Below are 21,573 nucleotides of genomic sequence, written 5' to 3' on the forward strand. Positions count from 1 at the left end.
TTTTTAGAACAGGGAGAACAATAGACCAATAAGTGCTACTCGGAATAAAATTGCGATAAGTGCAGCAATTCCACCGACAACTGCAGCGATACCGCCAGTTACAGTAGCTCCGCGATTATAAGCGTAAATACCGAGTAAAACAGAAACAAGACCAAATAGTGTTGGAAATGTAAATAGCGATAAGATAGATAGCGCAAGAGCGATAAAACCAGCAGTTGATCCAGCAGCGGACGATTTTACAACATCTTTATCGTCTTTATCATCGTAATCATAATCAATGCGTTGTGGTGCAACCTCAGCGGCGTACTCTTCTTTATAGTCACTATAATCACTATCTATTCTATCTCTTCTTTTATAATCATCAAATTTCTCAGTCAAAGTCATGACTCCTTTCATAACAAGGTTCAATAGTAGTATGTATCTCTTTTTCTTTTTTATCCTGCTATTTGTGGGAGTCGAGCTACGTACACATCCCACTGATTAAAGTTTCACTATACCAGAGCATGTACAGGGAGTAGTATCTTTTAAAAGGAGAAAAATGTTTTCTTGAAATAGGAAAAGTTAGTATGACTTCCTCTATTTTGGAAAGTATAAAAAGGAATAATGAGGAAAGGGTGCAATACATAATGGAACATCCAATTGAAAATTTAATGAAAACGGCAATGACAAATTTAAAAGAGATGGTAGATGTAAATACAATTGTTGGGAGCCCGGTTTCAACAGCTGACGGAAATGTAGTATTAACAGTATCTCAAGTGGCTTTTGGTTTTGGAGCTGGTGGAAGTGATTTTAAAGGGGGTTTTATTACTGAAAAACATAACGGTGGGCAAAATCAGCATAAAGAGAACAAGCAAGGGCATCCATTTGGAGGAGGAAGCGGGGCTGGGGTTTCTATTAGTCCAGTAGCTTTTTTAGTAGTTGGTTCTAATGGGGTGCAAGTATTACATCTCAACAGCAGTACACATTTAATTGAAAAGGCTTTAAATACTGTACCAAGCACTGTAGATAAATTTGTGAATGGTCGTCAAAAGTGAACTTGCATTTTTTAGGAATTATGATATATTAGAAAAAGTGCGCTTTAGGATGATCGGAATAATTGAAATGTAAATATATATGATGTGTGGAATAAGGGAGAGGAATTTATGATTAATATCAAAAACTTAGTAGTTGGCTTATTTATGTTAGTAAGCGGCTTTGTTGTATATGTAATAAAAGAAAAAGCTCCATTCTAAAACAGACAAACCGTTAATGTCTGTTTTTAATTTGCGGAAAAATATTGACAAGCTATTGTATTGGTGTTAGAATTTTAATTCGTGTCTCGGTTACAGCTAGTGTAAAGTAAATATCTCTTATGAATGCAATACGAAAAGTTTGCGAAAGATCGGGTAATTTTATCAACAACTTTTGTGAACAAACCCTATAAATTGTATTTGTAAGCTATATATGTATACTAGTGAATCAAGGAGCGGTCAGTGGAACCGTAATGATGAGAGAGAGGTAGGGCTTTCATCCAGTATATGTTACTTTCCCGTTAGGTGAATATAAAAAAGAGGACTCCTTTTAAAAGGAGTCCTCTTTCATTTTTTAAGTGCGACTTTCAACTTGTTGACAAATTTCATCCGTTGTTAAACCATGAGCTGTAATGACTGATCCTTTAATTGATGTATCTGCAATGCCCATCACATTAGAATCTTGCCCAGTTACAACGCAACAATCACACCCTTGTGCATCCTGTTCTGAGTTAAGTGTAACAACTTCATGACCTTGTTGCTGAAGAGCTTGTTGAACGTCTGTTAATGAGTTTTCAACGCCAATTCTAGCCATAATTCTCACCTCCCTACCATCTAATTGCTAGTATGCTCAAGTTCACTGCATTTATGAAAAGACGGTAGGAAGTAAATCTTTGTTTAGTCGTTATATACGCCAGTAAGCATTTGACTAACGAATTGATCGTTTAATGTATCTTGTGCTGAAGAAGTATTTGAATGGATGTCGATTGAAGCAATAAAATGATTATGTTCTTGCGTATTTGGTTCTACCTCTACGTAATTATCGAATTTACAAAAACCTTTCGTATCCATTAGATCAAATAATTGCAGCATTTCTACTACCTCTTGTCTCGTTCCTTTAATTTGTACACACGCCATGTTTATTTCCTCCTTTATTTTGACAAATTGTTTTTTAAAAATAGGATTATGATTACGAAATGAAAAATATGAATGTTATTTTTAGACAGCGCTATTTTTGTTATTTTCCCCCTTTTTCAGCAAAAGTCGTTATATATTCCCGGATTTATAAAATCGGACGTCCGTTTATTGAATACAATAGATTCGTATCAATTGATGAAAATCCTTCTTTTAAACAAATATTTTTTTAGTAGAAATTGGCGAAAAAAATTTTCGACTTTTTGTAAACGTTAACAATGTTGTTAAATCAATATAAGTAAAGAAGTACGTACGATTAAAAATTATAAATTTTCTAAAAATTAACTTGATTTATTTAGAAAGGAGAGTAAACTAGGAAACAATAAAAAATTCATAGAACATGGGAGGCGCTTCTAGTGAATGAGCAATGGATTTTCTTAAATGGAGAATTTGTTCCAAAAGATGAGGCAAAAGTTTCAGTATATGATCATGGCTATTTATATGGCGATGGAGTGTTTGAAGGAATTAGAGTTTATAGCGGTAATGTTTTCCGTTTGAGAGAGCATCTTGTCCGGTTGTATGAATCAGCAAAATCAATCCTTTTAGAAATTCCATATTCATTAGATGAAGTAACAAATATTGTTGTTGAGACGATTCGACAAAATAAATTATCTAATGGATACATTCGCCTTGTTGTATCAAGAGGAGCAGGAAATCTTGGATTGGATCCCGATTCATGTAAGAAGCCGAATGTAGTAGTAATTGCAGAACAATTATCTTTATTCCCACAAGAATATTATGAGAAAGGGATTCCAGTTGTAACAGTTGCAACGCGCCGAAATCGTCCCGATGTTTTATCCCCTCAAGTAAAATCTTTAAATTACTTAAACAATATTTTAGTTCGTATTGAAGCGAAATTAGCTGGAGTACAAGAAGCACTTATGTTAAATGATCAAGGATATGTAGCTGAAGGATCAGGAGATAACGTGTTTATTGTTAAAGGAAATAAATTAATTACACCACCAAGTTCTGCTGGAGCGTTAGAAGGTATTACACGAAACGCCATTTTAGAAATTGGCGAAAAACTTGGATATGACGTAAGAGAAGAGTTATTTACAAGACATGATGTATATGTAGCTGATGAAGTGTTTTTAACAGGAACAGCTGCTGAAGTTATTGCTGTTACGACAGTAGATGGTAGAACGATTGGCTTAGGGCAAACAGGTCCACATACGAACCGTTTATTAGAAGAGTTTCGTAAGTTAGTTGTAGAAGATGGAGAGAAAATTTACGAAGAAAATAAAGTTGGATAACAACTTTTTTAACATAAGAAAGCGTTGATAGGGAGGAGTAGTTGATTGTGAAGCCTCACAGAGAGTCGGTGGTTGCTGAAAACCGATGGTTCACGTCGACGAACATCGCCCTTGAGTGCTAAGCTAAAGCATTTGTCTAGGCTTAGACGGTAGCTCCGTTATTAGCTTGATCCATTTATGGATCACTGAGGCAAGAGTATTCTTGCAAAGAAGGGTGGTACCGCGAAATCTTTCGTCCCTTCAGCACATAGCTGGAGTGTGGACGTAGGATTTTTTTATTGTATAAAAGGTTGAAAAAGGGGGCTTATAAGAACAATGTCTTCAAAAACGGAAGAGAAACTGGCAACTGGTGCACAGCTATTGTTAGAAGCGCTAGAAAAGGAAGGCGTAGAAGTGATTTTCGGTTATCCGGGTGGTGCCGTTTTACCTCTATATGATGCATTGTATGATTGTGAAATTCCGCATATTTTAACAAGGCATGAGCAAGGGGCAATTCACGCTGCTGAAGGGTATGCCAGAATTACAGGGAACCCAGGGGTTGTAATTGCAACGAGTGGACCAGGTGCTACAAATGTAATTACGGGTCTAGCTGATGCGATGATTGATTCATTGCCACTTGTAGTATTTACAGGCCAAGTAGCAACAACGTTAATTGGGAGCGATGCTTTTCAAGAGGCGGATATTATGGGACTTACGATGCCAGTGACAAAACATAACTATCAAGTGCGAAAGGCCTCAGATTTACCTCGAATTATTAAAGAAGCATTTCATATTGCTAAAACAGGAAGACCAGGACCAGTCGTTATTGACCTTCCGAAAGATATGGTAGTCGAGAAAGGTGAGCGATGTAGCAATGTACAAATGGATTTACCAGGATATAACCCTAATTATGAACCGAATCTACTTCAAATAAACAAATTACTACAAGCAATTGAAACCGCAAAAAAACCGTTAATTTTAGCTGGAGCGGGTATACTGCATGCGAAAGCTTCGAAAGAATTGACAAGTTTTGCTCGTAAATATGAAATCCCTGTTGTGCATACATTACTTGGACTTGGTGGTTTTCCACCAGATGATGAACTATTTCTAGGGATGGGGGGAATGCACGGTTCTTACACAGCCAATATGGCATTATATGAATGCGACTTACTCATTAATATAGGTGCGAGATTTGACGATCGTCTTACTGGGAATTTAGCTTTTTTTGCTAAAGGGGCGACTGTTGCACATATCGATATTGATCCAGCAGAAATCGGGAAAAATGTGCCAACAGAGATTCCTATTGTTGCAAGTGCTAAGCAGGCGTTAGAAGTATTGCTTCAATCAGAAGGAAAGAAAGAAAATCATCACGAATGGCTCTTTTTATTAAAGCATAGAAAAGAAAAATATCCATTCTCTTATAAACGAAATTCTGAAAGTATTAAACCTCAATATGCGATTGATATGCTATATGAAATTACGAAGGGAGAAGCGATTGTAACAACAGACGTTGGGCAACACCAAATGTGGGCAGCGCAATATTATCCGCTGAAAAATCCAGATAAATGGGTAACTTCTGGCGGATTAGGAACGATGGGGTTCGGATTTCCAGCAGCAATCGGTGCGCAAATTGCAAAGCCTGAAGAATTAGTTATTGCAATTGTTGGTGATGCTGGGTTTCAAATGACTCTGCAAGAATTAAGTGTATTAAAAGAACACGCTTTACCCGTTAAAGTATTTATTTTAAATAATGAAGCTTTAGGAATGGTAAGACAATGGCAAGATGAATTTTACAATCAAAGATATTCACATTCTTTATTGCCATGCCAACCAGATTTCGTCGCTCTTGCGAATGCGTATGGTATAAAAGGTGTTCGTATTGACGATCCACTTCTTGCAAAGAAGCAAATCCAGCATGCGATCGAATTACAAGAGCCAATCGTAATCGATTGTCGTGTACTTCAATCAGAGAAGGTTATGCCGATGGTTGCACCAGGAAAAGGTGTTCACCAAATGGAGGGAGTGGAAAAAGGGTGAAGAGAATTGTTACAGCGACAGTTCGAAATCAAAGTGGTGTGTTAAACAGAATTACAGGGGTTATGACACGAAGACATTTTAATATTGAAAGTATTTCAGTAGGTCATACAGAATCATCAGATATATCGCGAATGACGATTGTTGTACACGTTGAAAGTGAACAGCAAGTTGAGCAGTTAATTAAACAACTTCATAAGCAAATCGATGTTCTGAAAGTATCAGATATTACAGAAGAAGCAATGATTGCTAGAGAGCTTGCTCTTATTAAAGTAGCAACTTCTGTAGCGAGGGCAGAATTATATAGTTTAATTGAACCATTTCGAGCCGCTGTAATAGATGTTGGGAAGGATTCCATAGTTGTGCAAGTAACAGGTACGCAAGATAAAGTAGAAGCGTTAATTGAATTACTTCGTCCATACGGTTTAAAAGAAATTGCTAGAACAGGTGTAACAGCATTTACACGTAGTATGAAAAAACAAGATAAGCAAGTTATGTTAATTCAATAATCATTTAAATATAGGGGGAAATGAAAATGGCAAAAGTTTATTATGAGAAAGATGTAACAGTAAATGTATTAAAGGAAAAGAAAGTAGCAATCATCGGATATGGCTCGCAAGGTCATGCGCATGCGCAAAATTTACGTGATAACGGATTTGATGTAGTAGTAGGTTTAAGAAAAGGTAAGTCTTGGGATAAAGCGAATGAAGATGGGTTTTCTGTATATACAGTAGCAGAAGCAGCGGAAAAAGCTGATGTAGTAATGATTCTATTACCTGATGAATTACAACCAGAAGTATATGAAGCTGAAATTGCACCAAATTTACAGGCTGGAAACTCTCTCGTGTTCGCACATGGATTTAATGTTCACTTTGATCAAGTAAAACCACCAGCTAATGTAGATGTATTTCTAGTAGCGCCAAAAGGACCGGGGCATCTCGTACGCCGTACGTTCACCGAGGGAGGGGCTGTTCCTGCATTATTTGCAGTATATCAAGATGCAACAGGAGTTGCGACTGAAAAAGCACTTTCTTATGCTGACGGAATTGGAGCAACGAGAGCTGGTGTATTAGAAACGACGTTTAAAGAAGAAACAGAAACAGATTTATTTGGAGAGCAAGCTGTACTCTGCGGCGGAGTGACTGCACTTGTAAAAGCAGGATTTGAAACGTTAGTTGATGCGGGATACCAGCCTGAACTTGCATATTTTGAATGTTTACATGAACTGAAGCTAATCGTTGACCTTATGTATGAAGGTGGACTTGAAAATATGAGATATTCAGTTTCAGATACAGCGCAGTGGGGAGACTTCGTATCAGGACCACGCGTTGTTACTGAAGATACGAAGAAAGCGATGGGGGCAGTATTAGCAGAAATTCAAGATGGTACATTTGCAAGAGGCTGGATTGCAGAGCATAAAGCAGGAAGACCAAATTTCCACGCGACAAATGAGAAAGAGAATGAACATGAAATCGAAGTAGTAGGACGTAAATTACGTGAAATGATGCCTTTCGTACAGCCGCGAGTAAAGGTAGGGATTAAATAATATGAAGCAGATTTTGTTCATGGATACAACGCTTCGTGATGGCGAACAATCACCAGGAGTAAATTTAAATGAACAAGAGAAGTTACAAATTGCTAGGCAATTAGAGAGGCTTGGTATTCATGTAATGGAAGCTGGATTCGCGGCAGCTTCCGAAGGCGACTTCCAATCGGTAAAACGCATCGCGAATACAATTCAAAATGCTACGGTTATGAGTTTAGCTAGAGCGAAAGAAAGTGACATTCGAAGAGCATATGAAGCTGTGAAAGGTGCTGTATCTCCTCGTCTACACGTATTTCTAGCTACGAGTGATATTCATATGAAATATAAACTTTGTATGTCAAAAGAAGATGTGTTAAATAGTATTCATCGTTCGGTTACGCTTGGAAAATCATTATTTCCGACAGTACAATTTTCTGCAGAAGATGCGACAAGAACATCGAGAGCATTTTTAGCTGAAGCAGTAGAAACTGCGATTCGCGCAGGAGCGAATGTAATTAATATTCCGGATACAGTTGGATATACGAATCCGGAAGAATATTATTCTCTTTTTAGATACTTACAAGAATCCGTTCCATCATATGAAAAAGCGATTTTTTCTTGTCATTGTCACGACGATCTTGGTATGGCAGTAGCAAATTCGTTAGCTGCGGTTGAAGGCGGAGCATTGCAAGTAGAAGGAACGATTAATGGCATTGGAGAAAGAGCAGGGAATGCAGCGTTAGAAGAAGTTGCGGTTGCTCTTCATATTAGAAAAGATTTTTATAAAGCAGAACCTTCGATGACTTTAAAAGAGATTAAGGCAACGAGTACATTAGTAAGCAGGTTAACGGGTATGGTTGTACCGAAAAATAAAGCAATCGTTGGAGCGAATGCATTTGCTCATGAATCAGGCATCCACCAAGATGGGGTTCTAAAAGAAGTAACAACTTATGAAATTATCGAACCAGCGCTTATAGGAGAATCTCAAAATCTCTTTGTACTTGGGAAACATTCTGGCCGTCATGCGTTTACGGAAAAAATGAAAGAGCTTGGTTATGAATTTACAAATGAAGAGCGAGATGCGGCATTCGAAGCATTTAAAAAATTGGCGGATCGTAAAAAGGAAATTACTGAGGAAGATTTACGCGCAATTATGCTTGGTGAAGCAGCATTTGCAGCCCAGCAATATAACATTACGCAATTACAAGTGCATTTCGTATCAAATAGTACACAATGCGCAACAGTTGTGCTGAAGGATGAGGAAGGAAATGTATATGAAGATGCAGCCACTGGTTCTGGTAGTATTGAAGCGATATACAATGCGATTCAAAGAATTTTAGGATTAGAATGTGAATTGGCAGATTATCGCATACAATCTATTACACAAGGTCAAGATGCACTTGCTCACGTTCATGTTGAATTAAAAGAAGGTAGTCACCAAATATCAGGTTTCGGAGTTGCGCAAGACGTATTGGAAGCGTCGGCGAGAGCTTATGTCCATGCAGCAGGGAAATTAAAATCTCTTATAGCGCTTGTGAAATAAATATTTGATAGGTGAGAGAAGCTTTCCTCACCTATCAAATAAAAGTTCTGAAAATTCAGTTAAAAGGAGTGTTAAAAATGGAAAAACGTATCGTTTGTTTAGCTGGTGATGGTGTTGGTCCAGAAGTTATGGAAAGTGCGAAGGAAGTATTGCATATGGTAGAAAGGCTATATGGACATCATTTTCATTTGCAAGATGAGTACTTTGGTGGTGTTGCTATCGATTTAACTGGGCAACCATTACCACAGCGAACACTTGCCGCCTGTTTAGCGAGTGATGCGGTTTTACTTGGAGCAGTAGGTGGACCAAGGTGGGATAGTGCGAAAGAAAGGCCTGAGAAAGGATTATTAGCATTAAGAAAAGGACTCGGTGTATTTGCGAATGTTCGCCCTGTAACGGTAGAAAGTGCAACTGCACATTTATCACCATTAAAAAATGCTGATGAAATTGATTTCGTTGTCGTTCGTGAATTAACAGGCGGAATTTATTTTTCTTATCCGAAAGAGCGAACGGAAGAAGTGGCGACAGATACACTTACGTATCATCGACATGAAATTGAACGTATCGTTTCGTATGCCTTTCAATTAGCAAATAAGCGGAAGAAAAAAGTAACATCTATTGATAAAGCGAATGTTTTAGAGTCTAGTAAACTATGGAGAAATGTGACAGCAGAAGTAGCACTTCGCTACCCAAATGTGGAAGTAGAACACATTTTAGTAGATGCAGCGGCTATGGAATTAATTCGGAATCCAGGAAGATTTGACGTTATTGTAACGGAAAATTTATTTGGTGATATTTTAAGTGATGAGGCTTCAGTATTAGCTGGATCATTAGGAATGCTTCCATCAGCAAGTCACGCCGAAAAGGGGCCTTCATTATACGAGCCTATTCACGGATCAGCACCGGATATTGCGGGGAAAAATAAGGCGAATCCAATTGCGATGATACGTTCTGTTGCAATGATGCTTGGGCAATCATTCGGATTAACGAGAGAAGGATATGCAATTGAAGAAGCAGTTTCTGCAGTCCTTAAATCTGGAAAATGTACAGCAGATATCGGGGGGACTGAAACGACAACTTCATTTACAAAGGCAGTTATGCAAGAAATGGAAGAGCAAGCGTTAGTAGGGAGAGGAAGATAATGGGGAAAAGGTTACTAGATAAGCTTTGGGAAAGACATGTAGTTGCGACAAATGAAAATGGATTGGATTTATTATATATCGATCTACATCTTGTTCATGAAGTAACGTCACCGCAAGCCTTTGAAGGCTTGCGGCTTACAAATCGAACAGTCCGCAGACCAGATTTAACATTTGCAACGATGGATCATAATATTCCAACGAAAGATGTTTGGAATATTACCGATCGCATTGCGAAGCAGCAACTAGATACACTTCGGGAAAACTGTAAACAATTTCAGGTGCCATTAGCGGATATCGGAGATGAAGAGCAAGGGATCGTTCATGTTATAGGACCAGAACTTGGACTTACACAGCCAGGGAAAACGATTGTTTGTGGTGATAGTCATACAGCAACACACGGTGCTTTTGGCGCACTAGCGTTTGGTATTGGTACGAGTGAAGTGGAACATGTATTGGCAACGCAAACGTTATGGCAACGAAAGCCGAAAGCGATGGGCATTGAGTTAAAAGGAAAGTTACCGCAAGGTGTTTATGCGAAAGATATTATTTTACATCTCCTTTCAAAGTACGGAGTAGCAGTTGGAACAGGTTACGTAATGGAATTTTACGGAGAGGCCATTCATGCTATGGATATGGAAGAGAGGATGACGCTTTGCAATATGGCAATTGAAGGGGGAGCGAAGGCTGGCATTATTGCACCAGATGAAAAAACGGTTGCTTACGTAAAAGGACGTAAATATGCACCGAAAGACTATGAATCTATTAAGAAAAAATGGGCGGAACTTTATACAGATTTAGATGCAGTTTATGATTTACATATTATAGTAGATGTTACGGATTTAGCGCCGTACGTTACGTGGGGAACAAATCCTAGTATGGGTGTTCGGATTGATGAGAAATTGCCAGAAAAGCATGATGCAAATGACGAAAGAGCGTTTTCTTATATGGGATTGAGTCCCGGACAAAGTACGTATGACATTCCAGTTCAACATGTTTTCATTGGATCTTGTACAAATTCTAGGCTTTCTGATTTAGAAATTGCTGCATCTGTCGTGAAAGGTAAAAAAGTAAAAGAAGGTGTGCGAGCACTTGTTGTACCTGGATCTCAAAGGGTAAGAGAAGCAGCGATGCATAAAGGATTACATCGCATATTTGAAGAAGCTGGATTTGAATGGAGAGAGCCCGGATGCTCAATGTGTCTAGGTATGAATCCAGATCAAGTGCCTGAAGGAGAACATTGTGCCTCTACGTCAAATCGCAATTTTGAAGGAAGACAAGGAAAGGGAGCACGAACGCATTTAGTTAGCCCGGCAATGGCGGCAGCGGCTGCGTTACATGGTCATTTTGTTGATATTAGAAAGGAGAGTTATGATGGAGCCATTTCGTATTCATAAAGGTACTGCTGCAGTACTGATGAATGATAACATTGATACAGATCAAATTATTCCGAAGCAATATTTAAAGAGAATTGAAAGAACTGGGTTTGGGAAGTTTTTATTTGATGAGTGGCGATATGATAATAATCGCCAAGAAAACCTTAATTTCCCGCTTAATGCGCAAGAAAGAAAAGGAGCGAGCATATTAATCACAGGTGATAATTTTGGATGTGGCTCGTCTAGAGAACATGCTCCATGGGCGCTTGCTGATTATGGTTTCTGCGTTATTATCGCTGGAGGATTTGCCGATATCTTTTATATGAATTGTATGAAGAATGGCATGTTACCGATTGTAATGGACAAAGATATGCGTGAACAACTTGCAAAAACAGATGCGAGGGAACAAATCACAGTTGATTTAGAAAATGAAATAATTATAACGAATATGCACAGATTCCATTTTACAATTGAGAAAATGTGGAAAGAGAAGTTATTGAATGGTTTAGATGAAATTAGTATTACAATGCAATATGAACAAGAAATAAAAGAGTATGAAAGAAAAGTAGCTTTACATTAAAAAAGTGACGGAATATTAAAAATGTATTTACATTCAAAATTAACTGTTATATACTATGTGAAAATCAGAGGAGAAAGGGAGTAAGTATTATGAATACAATAAAATCTATTACGATGCTTACACAACTACATCATCATACATGAAACCCTTGAACCTAGCGTGAAAACGTGTAGGTACAAGGGTTATTCCCGTTGTACCTACACTCTACTGAAGAGCCTTGTAGGTATTTTGTCTACAAGGCTCTTTTTATTTTCGGCTTAGGTGAATGAAATAGGCATACATTAGAAGGAGAAAGGTGTGAAAATTTAGATGACAAAATGGAAACGGGCGAACCCGAATGGAACGAGAGATTATTTATTCGAAGAATGTACGTTAATTGAAGAAGTGGAGCAAAAATTAAGGCTTACTTTTTTAGAGAGAGGTTACGAGGAAATAAGAACACCTACAATTGAATTTTATGATGTTTTTGCATTTCAAAATAGACCGATAGATGAAGAGAAGATGTATAAATTTTTTGATGAAAAGGGAAGGATTATCGTTTTACGTCCAGATATGACAATTCCTTTAGCAAGAGTGATTGGAACACAGAGATGGGATACGCCACTTAAAGTGACGTATAGCGGGAATGTATTTCGAGCGAATGAATCCCATTCTGGAAAATATAATGAAATCGTACAAAGTGGTATTGAAGTTATCGGGATTGATAATGTAAGAGCTGAAATTGAATGTGTAATAAGTGTCATTCAAGCACTTCAAAAGTTGAAGGTGCAATCTTTTACAATTGAGATTGGGCAAGTACAGTTATATAAATGTATTGTAAAAAAACTCTCCATCCATGATGAAGAAGAAAGGGTACTTAGAACGTATATAGAAAGTAAAAATTATGCTGCCCTCTCAAATTTTATCGGAGAAAAGAAATTAGATCGATGCGATGAGACAGTAAGATTACTTGAGAAATTACCAAGGCTATTTGGAAATTTAGAAGTTATTGAGGAGGCAGAAAAGCTTGCTTCAAGTAATGAAATGAAAATGGCAATTGCAAGAGTAAAAGAAATGTATGAAACAATTGAAACGTTAGGATATGGTTCTTACATATCAATTGATTTGGGCATGATTCAACACTTAGATTACTATACGGGTGTTATTTTCAAAGGATATATATATGAAATTGGAGAAGAAATCGTTAGTGGCGGAAGATATGATGAGCTAATTGGGAATTTTGGAGAAATGCTGCCAGCTGTTGGACTCGCGGTACAAGTAAATCAAATTGTGAAGGCGCTGCAAGAGCAGCAAGAACCATATGAACGAAATCAAATTGATATTGTGATTCATTATGAGTTAAATAGATTAGCGGAAGCAGAAAGGTTACGAAATTTACTTCGAAAGGATGGGAAAAATGGTTGGTTATCTCTATTCTCTAATTTAAGCGATACCTTTCGATTTGCAAGAAAAAATAAAATAGGAACGGTCGTTGAGGCAAAGAATGAATATTTAGTGGAATATGTATGGAATGAGAAATGGGTAGTCCAGAAAGAAGGAGAGGCTTCATGCGTAACATTCAAATTGCGTTAACGAAAGGAAGATTAGAAAAACATGTCATTCCACTTTTTGAGCAGATTGGAATTGATTGTTCCGATCTCAAAAATAAAGGTCGGAAGCTTGTATTTCAAAGTAAAAATACAAATGTTTCATTTATTTTAGTAAAAGCGGTTGATGTTGCTACTTATGTAGAACATGGGGTAGCTGATATTGGGATCGTTGGAAAAGATATTTTAATGGAAAACGAGAAAGATATTTATGAAATGCTGGATTTAGGAGTGGGGATTTGTAAGTTTTGTGTTGCTTCTATTCCTACGTATAATCCGAAGAGTTACCGGAAGAAAAGAATTGCTACGAAATACCCGCATATTACTTCTACTTATTTTCATGATAAGGGAGAGGATGTAGAAATTATTAAAATAGAAGGTTCTGTAGAAATCGCTCCTCTTCTTGGATTGGCAGATGCGATTGTAGATATTGTTGAAACAGGAAAAACATTACAAGAGAATGGACTTATTGTATTTGAGGAAATGCACTCTATATCGGCTCGGATGATTGTAAATAAGGCAGCCTTAAAAACTAAAAAAGACGAAATATTCAGTATTATAAATATGATGGAGCAAGAAATCTTATCAGGGAAATAGGAGGACTTAAAATGAAAATCATTTATGAAGACTTTAAGGAGGCATTATCTAAAGTAAAAGTGCTAAGAGAAAACGCTAATATAATAGAAGAAACTGTTCAAAGAAGTGTAAGAGAAATCATTAGAAATGTAAGGGAAGGGAAAGATGAAGCTTTATCTTTCTATACAAAAAAGTTTGATGGTGTAGAGATGAAAGATTTTCGTGTAAGTGAAGAAGAAATACAGCAAGCGAGTATGTTTGTAGAGAATTCATTTTTAGAAGCTTTAAAAGAGGCGAAGAAAAACATTGTTTCGTATCACGAAAAGCAAAAGAAGCACTCAATATTCGATTGTGAAAGTAAAGGCATAATTAGAGGGCAACTCATTCGGCCGCTAGAAAATGTAGGTGTATATGTACCGGGTGGGACAGCCTCATATCCTTCTTCAGTATTAATGAATGTATTGCCGGCGAAACTCGCAGGTGTGAAAAAGATTGTAATGGTAACACCGCCGAGGAAAGGAGGAATTGATCCGCATATATTAGCTGCTGCAAATCTTGCGGGAGTAGATGAAATTTATACGATAGGTGGCGCGCAAGCAATTGCTACTTTAGCATACGGGACGGAATCGATTCCGAAAGTGGATAAAATAGTTGGACCGGGAAATTTGTATGTCGCTCTAGCGAAGCGAGAAGTATATGGAATAGTAAATATCGATATGATTGCTGGTCCATCAGAAATTGTAGTTGTCGCGGATGAAACAGGTAATGCAAAATATATCGCAGCGGATTTATTATCGCAAGCAGAGCATGATGAGAGAGCAACGGCGATTTGTATTACAACGAATATGGAACTAGCTAAAGAAGTAGAAAAAGAGGTAGAAAGACAGTTAGAAACGTTACCAAGAAGTGAAATTGCACGTGAATCAATAAATAGAAATGGAGCCATCTTTATCGTTCCTTCTTTAGAGGAGGCACTAAAGTTATCAAATGAAATTGCTCCAGAACATTTAGAGTTACATATAAAAGAACCGATGAATGCTCTAGATTATGTGAAACATGCAGGCTCTATTTTCCTTGGGCCATATGCACCTGAACCGCTCGGGGATTATTTAGCGGGACCGAATCATGTATTACCAACGAGCGGAACGGCAAGATTTTTTTCTCCGTTATCAGTCGATGATTTCGTGAAAAAATCAAGTTTTATTTCTTATACGGAGGAAGCATTAAAAAATGTACAGCATCATATTGTAGAGCTTGCAAATAAAGAAGGGTTACATGCACATGCGAGAGCAATCCAAATAAGGTTTGAGGAGGAACAATAATGCGTCAGTCCAGTCAAGTACGTGAGACGACAGAAACAAAAATTAAATTAAGTTTGCACCTTGATGAAAGTACAAATGTATCTATTCAAACGGGGGTTGGTTTTTTCGATCATATGCTTACTTTATTTGCTAGACATGGAAGATTTGGATTGCAAGTTGAAGCAGAAGGTGATGTATTTGTCGATGCACATCACACCGTTGAAGATGTTGGAATTGTACTCGGAAATTGCTTGAAAGAAGCATTGCAAAACAAAGAGGGAATTAATCGTTACGGTTCTGCGTATGTACCGATGGATGAATCTTTAGGATTTGTCGCAATTGATATAAGTGGACGCTCATATTGTGTATTTCAAGGGGAATTAACAAATCCGAAGCTCGGGGATTTTGATACAGAATTGACGGAAGAATTTTTTAGAGCAGTTGCACATGCTGCCAATATTACATTACATGCGCGCGTTCTATACGGAAGTAATACACATCACAAAATTGAAGCATTATTTAAAGCTTTTGGTAGAGCGCTTAGAGAAGCGGTCGAAAAAAATGCCAATATTACCGGTGTAAATTCAACGAAAGGGATGTTGTAATTGATTGCCATTATAGATTATGGAATGGGGAATATTCGCAGTGTAGAGCAAGCATTAAAATATATTGGCGCAGAGTACATTGTAACGAGTGATAAAAAAGAAATATTGAGAAGCGATGGCGTGATTTTACCGGGAGTAGGTGCATTTCCGAAAGCGATGGACGTATTAGAAGAAAGAGATTTAGTGTGTGTACTAAAAGAAGTTTGTGACATAGGAAAACCACTCCTCGGTATATGTTTGGGCATGCAACTTTTATTTGAACGAAGTGAGGAACTAAAAGATTGTAGCGGGTTAGGTTTACTACCAGGGGAAATTCGTAAGTTAAAAGTTTCGTATAAAATTCCTCATATGGGATGGAATGAATTAAGGAAGGAAAGAGAATTTCCGCTTTGGAATGGATTAGTGGATGGTTCTTTCGTGTATTATGTTCACTCATATTACGCGGATTGTCCAGATGAAATTGTGTGCGGAGTAAGTGATTATGGAATGCAAGTACCAGGGTTTGTAGCGAAAGGAAATGTGTTTGGTGCACAGTTTCATCCAGAAAAAAGTGGCGAAATTGGCATGCAAATATTAAAAAATTTTCAAGGGGTGGTAGAAGCATGGAAATCTTCCCAGCTATCGATTTAAAAGAAGGACGATGCGTTAGACTTTATCAAGGAGAGTTTAGTAAAGAAACGGTGATGAATGAAGATCCGGTAGCGCAGGCGATCATATTTGAAAAGCTTGGAGCGGAAATACTACACATTGTTGATTTAGACGGTGCAATTGCTGGCGAGTCGCTAAATTTGCCCGTCATTGAAAAAATCTGCAAGGCGGTACGTATTCCTGTGCAAGTGGGAGGAGGAATTCGTTCACTTGTAACGGTGGAGAAGTTATTGTCAGTAGGTGTAGAAAAAGTGATTTTAGGAACAGCAGCTCTTTATGATAAGTCATTTTTAGAGGAAGCAGTTCGTCTATATAAAGAGAAAATCATTGTTGGAATTGATGCGAAAAATGGTTTCGTAGCAACGAGAGGTTGGCTTGATCTGTCTGAAATTTCTTACGTTAGTTTAGCGAAACAAATGGAAAGTTTAGGTGTTCAAACGATTGTGTTTACAGACATTTCGAAAGACGGGACGCTTACAGGTCCAAATTTTGAACAATTGGCGTTACTTCAAAAAAGTGTGGGCATTCGTCTCATTGCCTCTGGAGGAGTGGCATCTATTCAAGATGTGAAAAAGTTAAATGATATGAATATATATGGTGTCATAATTGGAAAGGCGCTTTACGAGAAAACGATTGATTTAGAAGAAGTGTTACAGGTAACGAAGTTATGTTAGCGAAACGAATTATTCCATGTCTAGATGTGAAAGAAGGGCGAGTCGTAAAGGGTGTAAATTTTATAGGATTACAAGATGTCGGTGATCCGGTTGAAATAGCTGAAGCATATAACGAGGCAGGGGCAGATGAAATCGTATTTTTAGATATTACAGCGACTCATGAAGGAAGAAAAACGATTATAGATGTTGTAGAAAAAACAGCAGCTAAAGTATTTATTCCTCTTACGGTTGGAGGGGGGATTTCAAGTGTGAAAGATATGTACAATTTACTAAGAGCTGGATCAGACAAAGTTTCAATAAACTCAGCGGCAGTGCGAAACCCGAAGCTAATAGAAGAAGGGGCAGAACACTTTGGATCACAATGTATTGTCGTGGCAATTGATGCTAGAAAAGTAGCAGAAGGTAAATGGAACGTATACGTCAACGGCGGAAGAGTTGACACAGGAATGGATGCCATAGAATGGGCGAAGCGTGTTGTTAAACTTGGGGCAGGTGAAATTTTGTTAACGAGTATGGATGCAGATGGAACGAAAAGCGGATACGACCTTCGTTTAACAGAAGAAATTTCAAAAAGTGTTTCCATTCCAGTCATCGCATCAGGGGGCTGTGGTCATACGGATCATATTATAGAAGTTTTTCAAAAGACAACAGTTGATGCAGCGTTAGCGGCATCCATATTTCATTATGGTGAGGCAACAGTGCAGAGTGTAAAGCGAAAATTAAGAGATGCAAATGTTGAGGTGCGGTTATGAAACCTAATTTTTCAAAAGGATTAATACCGGCAATTGTCATCGAAGAAGGTACGAAAGAAGTTTTAATGCTAGCTTATATGAATGAAGAAGCATATGAAAAAACGTTAGAGACGAAAAGAACATGGTTTTATTCTCGTTCGAGGCAGTCGTTATGGAGTAAGGGGGAAACATCAGGGAATGTTCAATATGTACAATCTTTATATTTAGATTGTGATCAAGATTCAATTGTTGTGAATGTGAAACAAGTAGGACCTGCTTGTCATACAGGAGAGAAGACATGTTTTCACTATCAAATTATATAGGGGGATACATATGGAAAATGCCTTTAAGTTGCTGTATAAAACAATTGAAGAACGAAAAGGAAGCCCACTTCCTGAATCGTATACAAATTATTTATTTTCAAAAGGAGAAGATAAAATTTTAAAGAAGATTGGTGAAGAGTGTGCTGAAGTAATTATCGCATGTAAAAATAATGATAAAGAAGAAGTAGTGAAAGAAATGGTTGATGTATTTTATCACTGTTTCGTTTTATTAGCTGAAAAAAATATTGCATTGGAAGATGTCATGCGAGAGGTGAAAGAACGAAATGGAAAGCTTTCGAGAGTTGGGGATAGAAGGGAAATAGATACATTATAAGGGGGAAGGTATATGAAAGTAGATTATCATCTTCACTTAGAAGAAGGACCGTATTCAATAGGATGGCTTGCTAAAATAAATGAAGCGTTGGAATGTTATGAACCGCTTCAAGAAAGACATTCTATTGATTGGCTTATGAAAACACAAGAGCGTTTGCAAAAGCGTGTGAAGGAAGGGCCATTTACAACAGAATGGATAGATCTATATTTAGAAGAAGCTGTGCGAAAAGGAATAAAAGAAGTGGGAATTGTTGATCATCTATATCGTTTTCATGAAGCAAAAGGATATTATGAAAAATATGTAGATATTAGTGATTCTAAGCTCGGTCGTATACAGAAAGAATGGTTAGATCAAGTAAGGGTAGTTTCACTGTATGATTTTACAAAGGCAATTGAAGAGGCGAAAGAACGATGGGGGAAAAGAGGTGTCACACTTAAACTTGGAATTGAAGCGGATTATTTTATTGGTTGTGAAGGAGAGTTAAAAGAATTATTAGCGCTAGGAGACTTTGATTATGTAATTGGTTCCGTTCATTTTCTAAATGGCTGGGGATTTGATAATCCAGATACGAAAGAATATTTTGAGGTGCATGACCTACGCGCATTATATGATATGTTTTTTAAAACAGTTGAGAGTGCGATTCGTACCGAGTTATTTGATATTATCGCTCATCTTGATAATATAAAGGTATTTAATTATCGATTGGATGAGAATGAACAGCTTTCTTATTATGAGGAAATTGCCTGTGCATTAGTAGAAACGAATACGGCAACAGAAATAAATGCAGGATTATACTATCGTTATCCTGTTCGTGAAATGTGCCCAAGTCCACTATATTTACAAGTATTAGCTAAGTATGGTGTTCCAATTACGATTTCTTCGGATGCTCATTACCCAAATGATTTAGGGAATTATGTACAAGAAAATGTACAAACATTACGAGCTCACGGTGTTACTCAGGTTGCAACATTTACGAAGCGAGCAAGAGTAATGAGGTCGCTTGAAGAAGAAGTAACAAATTCAAAATGAAACGCAATTTTTTGATGAAAACTGTCCTTTTTGTTCAAAATAAGAAAGAATGAAAAGGAGGGTAAGAAATGGCGAAACAACAAAATAAACAAAATGTACAAGGTGCACAGCAACAAGCTTATACTTCTGAAACGAATGCTGCATCTCAATCGGTTATTGAGGAGCAAATTAGCGATACGGTTGCAGAAGGAACTATTGATGTGAAGCTCGGAAAAGAATCGCAGGAAAAAGCGTAAGAAGAGGGGAGAGTTGCATCTCCTCTTTTTTTATGGAAAAGTGTCGATTTTCAAAACTATAATCAAATTCCTTGGTTTTTATATGTGGATTTCTTACAATGAAATATAAGAGATATCTTATTTTCTATAGAAGAGGTGTTAGTAGTGGCAAAAATATTAGTAGCGGGAAAAATTCCGGAAATTGGATTAGAACTATTAAAAGATCATGATGTAGAAATGTATGATAAAGAGGAGTTAATTTCTATAGATGAATTAACAGAGCGTGTAAAAGATAAAGATGCGTTGTTGAGTTTACTTTCGACAAAGGTGCCAAAAGAAGTTATTGATGCAGCGCCTCATTTAAAGATTATTGCAAATTATGGTGCTGGTTACGACAATATTGATTACACGTATGCGGGTGAAAAAGGAATTGCAGTAACGAATACACCGAAAGTATCAACGGAAGCGACTGCAGAATTAACATTTGCACTTCTTTTAGCAGCGGCGCGTAGAATTCCTGAAGGGGATACGTTATGTCGTACGACTGGATTTAACGGATGGGCACCGTTATTTTTCTTAGGACGAGAAGTCCACGGTAAGACAATCGGAATTATTGGTCTTGGAGAAATCGGGAAGGCTGTTGCAAAACGTGCGAAAGCATTTGGAATGGATGTTTTATATACAGGGCCAAATCGTAAGTTTGAAGCTGAAAGTGAACTGGGAGCAACGTATGTGACGTTGGAAAAATTATTACAAACAGCAGATTTTATTACAATTAACTGTGCTTATAATCCGAAATTACATCATATGATTGATGAAGAGCAGTTTAAAATGATGAAGAAAACAGCGTATATTGTAAATGCTTCACGTGGACCAATTATGAATGAAGCAGCACTTGCTCGTGCATTAAAAACGAATGAAATTGAAGGGGCAGCTCTTGATGTGTTTGAATTTGAACCGAATATTACAGAAGAACTAAAAGAATTAAAGAATGTAGTACTTGCTCCACACGTAGGGAATGCAACGTTTGAAACTCGTGATGCGATGGCTGAAATGGCTGTCAGAAATATTTTAGCTGTATTAAACGGCGAAGAGCCAGTAACACCTGTAAATCAAAAGGTATTAGTCACAAAATAAAAAGAAACCTTCCGGACTCGGAAGGTTTTCTTATTTTTCTTTATTCGCTTTTTTAGAAGGTCTTTGTCTAATGAATTGAGATAACATGTACAAAATATATAGTGGAATGGCAATGAATAAGAAAACAGAAAAATTGCCAAATCCTGTTTGATACATTGTAATAATGATTCCAACTAAAAATAGTGTAACAATGATGCTATATCGTGGAATTGGTACATCTTTTAAACTTGGGATACGAATGCGGCTCACCATTAAAAATGCGAACGTTACAAATACGGTAATAAGAACGATTTTTGGAATGGTATGTGAAAATAATGTTAAGAAAGCAACAAGCCCTCCCGCTGCTGTAATCGGTACTCCAGTGAAATATTTCATTGAAGTAGAAGATGGTGTTACATTAAATCGTGCTAAACGATATGCTCCGAAAAGAGGGAATAATCCCGCTATGTATAATCCGATGATTCCGTAGTTTGAGAAAGATGTGTAATACATTAAAACAGCAGGTGCTGCACCAAATGTTACGACATCTGCAAGCGAGTCGAGCTCTTTTCCCATTTGTGAATCAACACGTAATAAACGAGCAACACGACCATCAAGACTATCTAACATCATCCCGATAAGTACTAAAATAGCAGCTGATTTATAATATCCTAAAGATGCATAGCCGATTGATAAAAATCCGCTATATAAATTTCCGAGCGTAAATAAGTTTGGAATAGCTGCTCTATACAAAATCTGATCCCTTGCTTTCTGTAATAAATTCTTAATTAGTGTATGAAAG

Annotated in this window: 26 protein-coding genes and 1 other annotated feature; of the genes, 22 read left to right on the top strand and 4 right to left on the bottom strand. The window is 37.4% G+C overall.

The features are described 5' to 3' along the window. Nucleotides 1-3 precede the first annotated feature (3 nt). Nucleotides 4-378, bottom strand: a complete 375-nt coding sequence (locus ACTJJY_RS01010; protein WP_000136546.1) for a hypothetical protein — start codon at nucleotides 376-378, stop codon at nucleotides 4-6. A 188-nt stretch (nucleotides 379-566) separates the two neighbouring features. On the opposite strand from ACTJJY_RS01010, the gene ytfJ reads away from it, so the two are divergent. Both ytfJ and ACTJJY_RS01020 read left to right on the top strand, forming a co-directional pair. Continuing rightward, nucleotides 567-1,034 carry a GerW family sporulation protein gene (gene ytfJ / locus ACTJJY_RS01015; RefSeq protein WP_002093915.1) on the top strand — a complete coding sequence of 156 codons (468 nt, stop codon included), beginning with the start codon at nucleotides 567-569 and terminating at the stop codon, nucleotides 1,032-1,034. A 108-nt stretch (nucleotides 1,035-1,142) separates the two neighbouring features. Continuing rightward, on the top strand, nucleotides 1,143-1,232 hold the full coding sequence (locus tag ACTJJY_RS01020) for a hypothetical protein (protein ID WP_000608227.1): 90 nt from the start codon (nucleotides 1,143-1,145) through the stop codon (nucleotides 1,230-1,232). 352 nt (nucleotides 1,233-1,584) lie between these two features. Here ACTJJY_RS01020 and ACTJJY_RS01025 read toward each other — a convergent pair whose 3' ends face one another. Together ACTJJY_RS01025 and ACTJJY_RS01030 are read right to left on the bottom strand one after the other, a co-directional pair. Further along, nucleotides 1,585-1,824, bottom strand: coding sequence for a YkuS family protein (locus ACTJJY_RS01025; RefSeq protein ID WP_000101022.1), 240 nt, complete (start codon nucleotides 1,822-1,824; stop codon nucleotides 1,585-1,587). 83 nt (nucleotides 1,825-1,907) lie between these two features. After that, nucleotides 1,908-2,147: a DUF3911 family protein gene (locus ACTJJY_RS01030; protein WP_000752514.1), complete on the bottom strand. Its 240-nt coding sequence runs from the start codon at nucleotides 2,145-2,147 to the stop codon at nucleotides 1,908-1,910. Between the two features lie 413 nt (nucleotides 2,148-2,560). Between ACTJJY_RS01030 and ilvE the strand changes: the two genes are divergently transcribed. The 20 genes from ilvE (at nucleotide 2,561) to ACTJJY_RS01130 (ending at nucleotide 20,792) form a co-directional block, all read left to right on the top strand. Beyond that, complete coding sequence (gene ilvE / locus ACTJJY_RS01035; RefSeq protein ID WP_001005486.1) at nucleotides 2,561-3,457, top strand: branched-chain-amino-acid transaminase; 897 nt, start codon at nucleotides 2,561-2,563, stop codon at nucleotides 3,455-3,457. A gap of 15 nt (nucleotides 3,458-3,472) precedes the next feature. Beyond that, nucleotides 3,473-3,700, top strand: a binding site (T-box leader). Between the two features lie 72 nt (nucleotides 3,701-3,772). Next, nucleotides 3,773-5,473, top strand: coding sequence for an acetolactate synthase large subunit (gene ilvB, locus ACTJJY_RS01040; RefSeq protein ID WP_440604808.1), 1,701 nt, complete (start codon nucleotides 3,773-3,775; stop codon nucleotides 5,471-5,473). Further along, the gene (gene ilvN, locus ACTJJY_RS01045) at nucleotides 5,470-5,979 is read left to right on the top strand and encodes an acetolactate synthase small subunit (protein ID WP_000822952.1); all 510 of its coding nucleotides are present in this window, start codon (nucleotides 5,470-5,472) and stop codon (nucleotides 5,977-5,979) included. The genes ilvB and ilvN overlap by 4 nt, the downstream gene beginning before the upstream one ends. A 26-nt stretch (nucleotides 5,980-6,005) precedes the next feature. Beyond that, complete coding sequence (gene ilvC, locus ACTJJY_RS01050; protein WP_001151744.1) at nucleotides 6,006-7,016, top strand: ketol-acid reductoisomerase; 1,011 nt, start codon at nucleotides 6,006-6,008, stop codon at nucleotides 7,014-7,016. A 1-nt stretch (nucleotide 7,017) separates the two neighbouring features. Beyond that, nucleotides 7,018-8,538 (top strand): 2-isopropylmalate synthase, encoded by a 1,521-nt coding sequence (gene leuA / locus ACTJJY_RS01055; protein WP_042972357.1) that lies wholly within the window; start codon nucleotides 7,018-7,020, stop codon nucleotides 8,536-8,538. 77 nt (nucleotides 8,539-8,615) lie between these two features. Continuing rightward, nucleotides 8,616-9,680 (top strand): 3-isopropylmalate dehydrogenase, encoded by a 1,065-nt coding sequence (gene leuB, locus ACTJJY_RS01060; protein ID WP_440604809.1) that lies wholly within the window; start codon nucleotides 8,616-8,618, stop codon nucleotides 9,678-9,680. Further along, nucleotides 9,680-11,074 carry a 3-isopropylmalate dehydratase large subunit gene (gene leuC / locus ACTJJY_RS01065; RefSeq protein WP_440604810.1) on the top strand — a complete coding sequence of 465 codons (1,395 nt, stop codon included), beginning with the start codon at nucleotides 9,680-9,682 and terminating at the stop codon, nucleotides 11,072-11,074. The genes leuB and leuC overlap by 1 nt, the downstream gene beginning before the upstream one ends. Beyond that, entirely contained in the window at nucleotides 11,052-11,633 is a 582-nt protein-coding gene (gene leuD / locus ACTJJY_RS01070) for a 3-isopropylmalate dehydratase small subunit (RefSeq protein WP_440604811.1), read from the top strand. Before leuC ends, leuD begins: the two co-directional genes overlap by 23 nt. 309 nt (nucleotides 11,634-11,942) lie before the next feature. Further along, the gene (locus tag ACTJJY_RS01075) at nucleotides 11,943-13,205 is read left to right on the top strand and encodes an ATP phosphoribosyltransferase regulatory subunit (RefSeq protein WP_440604812.1); all 1,263 of its coding nucleotides are present in this window, start codon (nucleotides 11,943-11,945) and stop codon (nucleotides 13,203-13,205) included. Then, complete coding sequence (gene hisG, locus ACTJJY_RS01080; RefSeq protein WP_029441809.1) at nucleotides 13,181-13,816, top strand: ATP phosphoribosyltransferase; 636 nt, start codon at nucleotides 13,181-13,183, stop codon at nucleotides 13,814-13,816. Before ACTJJY_RS01075 ends, hisG begins: the two co-directional genes overlap by 25 nt. A gap of 11 nt (nucleotides 13,817-13,827) precedes the next feature. Then, nucleotides 13,828-15,117 (top strand): histidinol dehydrogenase, encoded by a 1,290-nt coding sequence (gene hisD / locus ACTJJY_RS01085; protein ID WP_440604813.1) that lies wholly within the window; start codon nucleotides 13,828-13,830, stop codon nucleotides 15,115-15,117. Next, the gene (hisB, locus tag ACTJJY_RS01090) at nucleotides 15,117-15,701 is read left to right on the top strand and encodes an imidazoleglycerol-phosphate dehydratase HisB (protein WP_440604814.1); all 585 of its coding nucleotides are present in this window, start codon (nucleotides 15,117-15,119) and stop codon (nucleotides 15,699-15,701) included. Before hisD ends, hisB begins: the two co-directional genes overlap by 1 nt. Beyond that, a complete protein-coding gene (gene hisH / locus ACTJJY_RS01095) occupies nucleotides 15,702-16,331 on the top strand; it encodes an imidazole glycerol phosphate synthase subunit HisH (protein ID WP_000560360.1) in 630 nt (209 codons plus the stop codon). It abuts the gene before it with no gap. Continuing rightward, the gene (hisA, locus tag ACTJJY_RS01100) at nucleotides 16,304-17,023 is read left to right on the top strand and encodes a 1-(5-phosphoribosyl)-5-[(5-phosphoribosylamino)methylideneamino]imidazole-4-carboxamide isomerase (RefSeq protein WP_440604815.1); all 720 of its coding nucleotides are present in this window, start codon (nucleotides 16,304-16,306) and stop codon (nucleotides 17,021-17,023) included. Before hisH ends, hisA begins: the two co-directional genes overlap by 28 nt. Then, the gene (gene hisF, locus ACTJJY_RS01105) at nucleotides 17,017-17,775 is read left to right on the top strand and encodes an imidazoleglycerol phosphate synthase cyclase subunit (protein WP_440604816.1); all 759 of its coding nucleotides are present in this window, start codon (nucleotides 17,017-17,019) and stop codon (nucleotides 17,773-17,775) included. Before hisA ends, hisF begins: the two co-directional genes overlap by 7 nt. Further along, complete coding sequence (gene hisI, locus ACTJJY_RS01110) at nucleotides 17,772-18,077, top strand: phosphoribosyl-AMP cyclohydrolase (protein ID WP_440604817.1); 306 nt, start codon at nucleotides 17,772-17,774, stop codon at nucleotides 18,075-18,077. Before hisF ends, hisI begins: the two co-directional genes overlap by 4 nt. Nucleotides 18,078-18,087: 10 nt before the next feature. After that, complete coding sequence (gene hisE, locus ACTJJY_RS01115; RefSeq protein WP_000426358.1) at nucleotides 18,088-18,411, top strand: phosphoribosyl-ATP diphosphatase; 324 nt, start codon at nucleotides 18,088-18,090, stop codon at nucleotides 18,409-18,411. 12 nt (nucleotides 18,412-18,423) lie between these two features. Further along, nucleotides 18,424-19,440: a histidinol phosphate phosphatase domain-containing protein gene (locus ACTJJY_RS01120; RefSeq protein WP_000861838.1), complete on the top strand. Its 1,017-nt coding sequence runs from the start codon at nucleotides 18,424-18,426 to the stop codon at nucleotides 19,438-19,440. Nucleotides 19,441-19,508: 68 nt separating this feature from the next. Further along, entirely contained in the window at nucleotides 19,509-19,676 is a 168-nt protein-coding gene (locus tag ACTJJY_RS01125; protein ID WP_001118878.1) for a YozQ family protein, read from the top strand. Nucleotides 19,677-19,820: 144 nt separating this feature from the next. Beyond that, the gene (locus tag ACTJJY_RS01130) at nucleotides 19,821-20,792 is read left to right on the top strand and encodes an NAD(P)-dependent oxidoreductase (RefSeq protein ID WP_440604818.1); all 972 of its coding nucleotides are present in this window, start codon (nucleotides 19,821-19,823) and stop codon (nucleotides 20,790-20,792) included. Between the two features lie 30 nt (nucleotides 20,793-20,822). Here ACTJJY_RS01130 and pssA read toward each other — a convergent pair whose 3' ends face one another. Continuing rightward, nucleotides 20,823-21,524, bottom strand: a complete 702-nt coding sequence (pssA, locus tag ACTJJY_RS01135; RefSeq protein WP_440604819.1) for a CDP-diacylglycerol--serine O-phosphatidyltransferase — start codon at nucleotides 21,522-21,524, stop codon at nucleotides 20,823-20,825. Nucleotides 21,525-21,573 lie beyond the last annotated feature (49 nt).

This window comes from Bacillus sp. 22475 (assembly GCF_052044835.1).
Lineage (GTDB): Bacteria > Bacillota > Bacilli > Bacillales > Bacillaceae_G > Bacillus_A > Bacillus_A cereus.

Excerpts from the sequence above, each read along its gene's own strand:
- ytfJ (WP_002093915.1), top strand. The coding sequence starts at position 567 with ATGACTTCCTCTATTTTGGAAAGTATAAAAAGGAATAATGAGGAAAGG.
- ACTJJY_RS01020 (WP_000608227.1), top strand. The coding sequence starts at position 1,143 with ATGATTAATATCAAAAACTTAGTAGTTGGCTTATTTATGTTAGTAAGC.
- ACTJJY_RS01025 (WP_000101022.1), bottom strand. The coding sequence starts at position 1,824 with ATGGCTAGAATTGGCGTTGAAAACTCATTAACAGACGTTCAACAAGCT.
- ACTJJY_RS01030 (WP_000752514.1), bottom strand. The coding sequence starts at position 2,147 with ATGGCGTGTGTACAAATTAAAGGAACGAGACAAGAGGTAGTAGAAATG.
- ilvB (WP_440604808.1), top strand. The coding sequence starts at position 3,773 with ATGTCTTCAAAAACGGAAGAGAAACTGGCAACTGGTGCACAGCTATTG.
- ilvC (WP_001151744.1), top strand. The coding sequence starts at position 6,006 with ATGGCAAAAGTTTATTATGAGAAAGATGTAACAGTAAATGTATTAAAG.
- leuA (WP_042972357.1), top strand. The coding sequence starts at position 7,018 with ATGAAGCAGATTTTGTTCATGGATACAACGCTTCGTGATGGCGAACAA.
- leuB (WP_440604809.1), top strand. The coding sequence starts at position 8,616 with ATGGAAAAACGTATCGTTTGTTTAGCTGGTGATGGTGTTGGTCCAGAA.
- leuC (WP_440604810.1), top strand. The coding sequence starts at position 9,680 with ATGGGGAAAAGGTTACTAGATAAGCTTTGGGAAAGACATGTAGTTGCG.
- leuD (WP_440604811.1), top strand. The coding sequence starts at position 11,052 with ATGGAGCCATTTCGTATTCATAAAGGTACTGCTGCAGTACTGATGAAT.
- ACTJJY_RS01075 (WP_440604812.1), top strand. The coding sequence starts at position 11,943 with ATGACAAAATGGAAACGGGCGAACCCGAATGGAACGAGAGATTATTTA.
- hisG (WP_029441809.1), top strand. The coding sequence starts at position 13,181 with ATGCGTAACATTCAAATTGCGTTAACGAAAGGAAGATTAGAAAAACAT.
- hisD (WP_440604813.1), top strand. The coding sequence starts at position 13,828 with ATGAAAATCATTTATGAAGACTTTAAGGAGGCATTATCTAAAGTAAAA.
- hisB (WP_440604814.1), top strand. The coding sequence starts at position 15,117 with ATGCGTCAGTCCAGTCAAGTACGTGAGACGACAGAAACAAAAATTAAA.
- hisA (WP_440604815.1), top strand. The coding sequence starts at position 16,304 with ATGGAAATCTTCCCAGCTATCGATTTAAAAGAAGGACGATGCGTTAGA.
- hisF (WP_440604816.1), top strand. The coding sequence starts at position 17,017 with ATGTTAGCGAAACGAATTATTCCATGTCTAGATGTGAAAGAAGGGCGA.
- hisI (WP_440604817.1), top strand. The coding sequence starts at position 17,772 with ATGAAACCTAATTTTTCAAAAGGATTAATACCGGCAATTGTCATCGAA.
- hisE (WP_000426358.1), top strand. The coding sequence starts at position 18,088 with ATGGAAAATGCCTTTAAGTTGCTGTATAAAACAATTGAAGAACGAAAA.
- ACTJJY_RS01120 (WP_000861838.1), top strand. The coding sequence starts at position 18,424 with ATGAAAGTAGATTATCATCTTCACTTAGAAGAAGGACCGTATTCAATA.
- ACTJJY_RS01125 (WP_001118878.1), top strand. The coding sequence starts at position 19,509 with ATGGCGAAACAACAAAATAAACAAAATGTACAAGGTGCACAGCAACAA.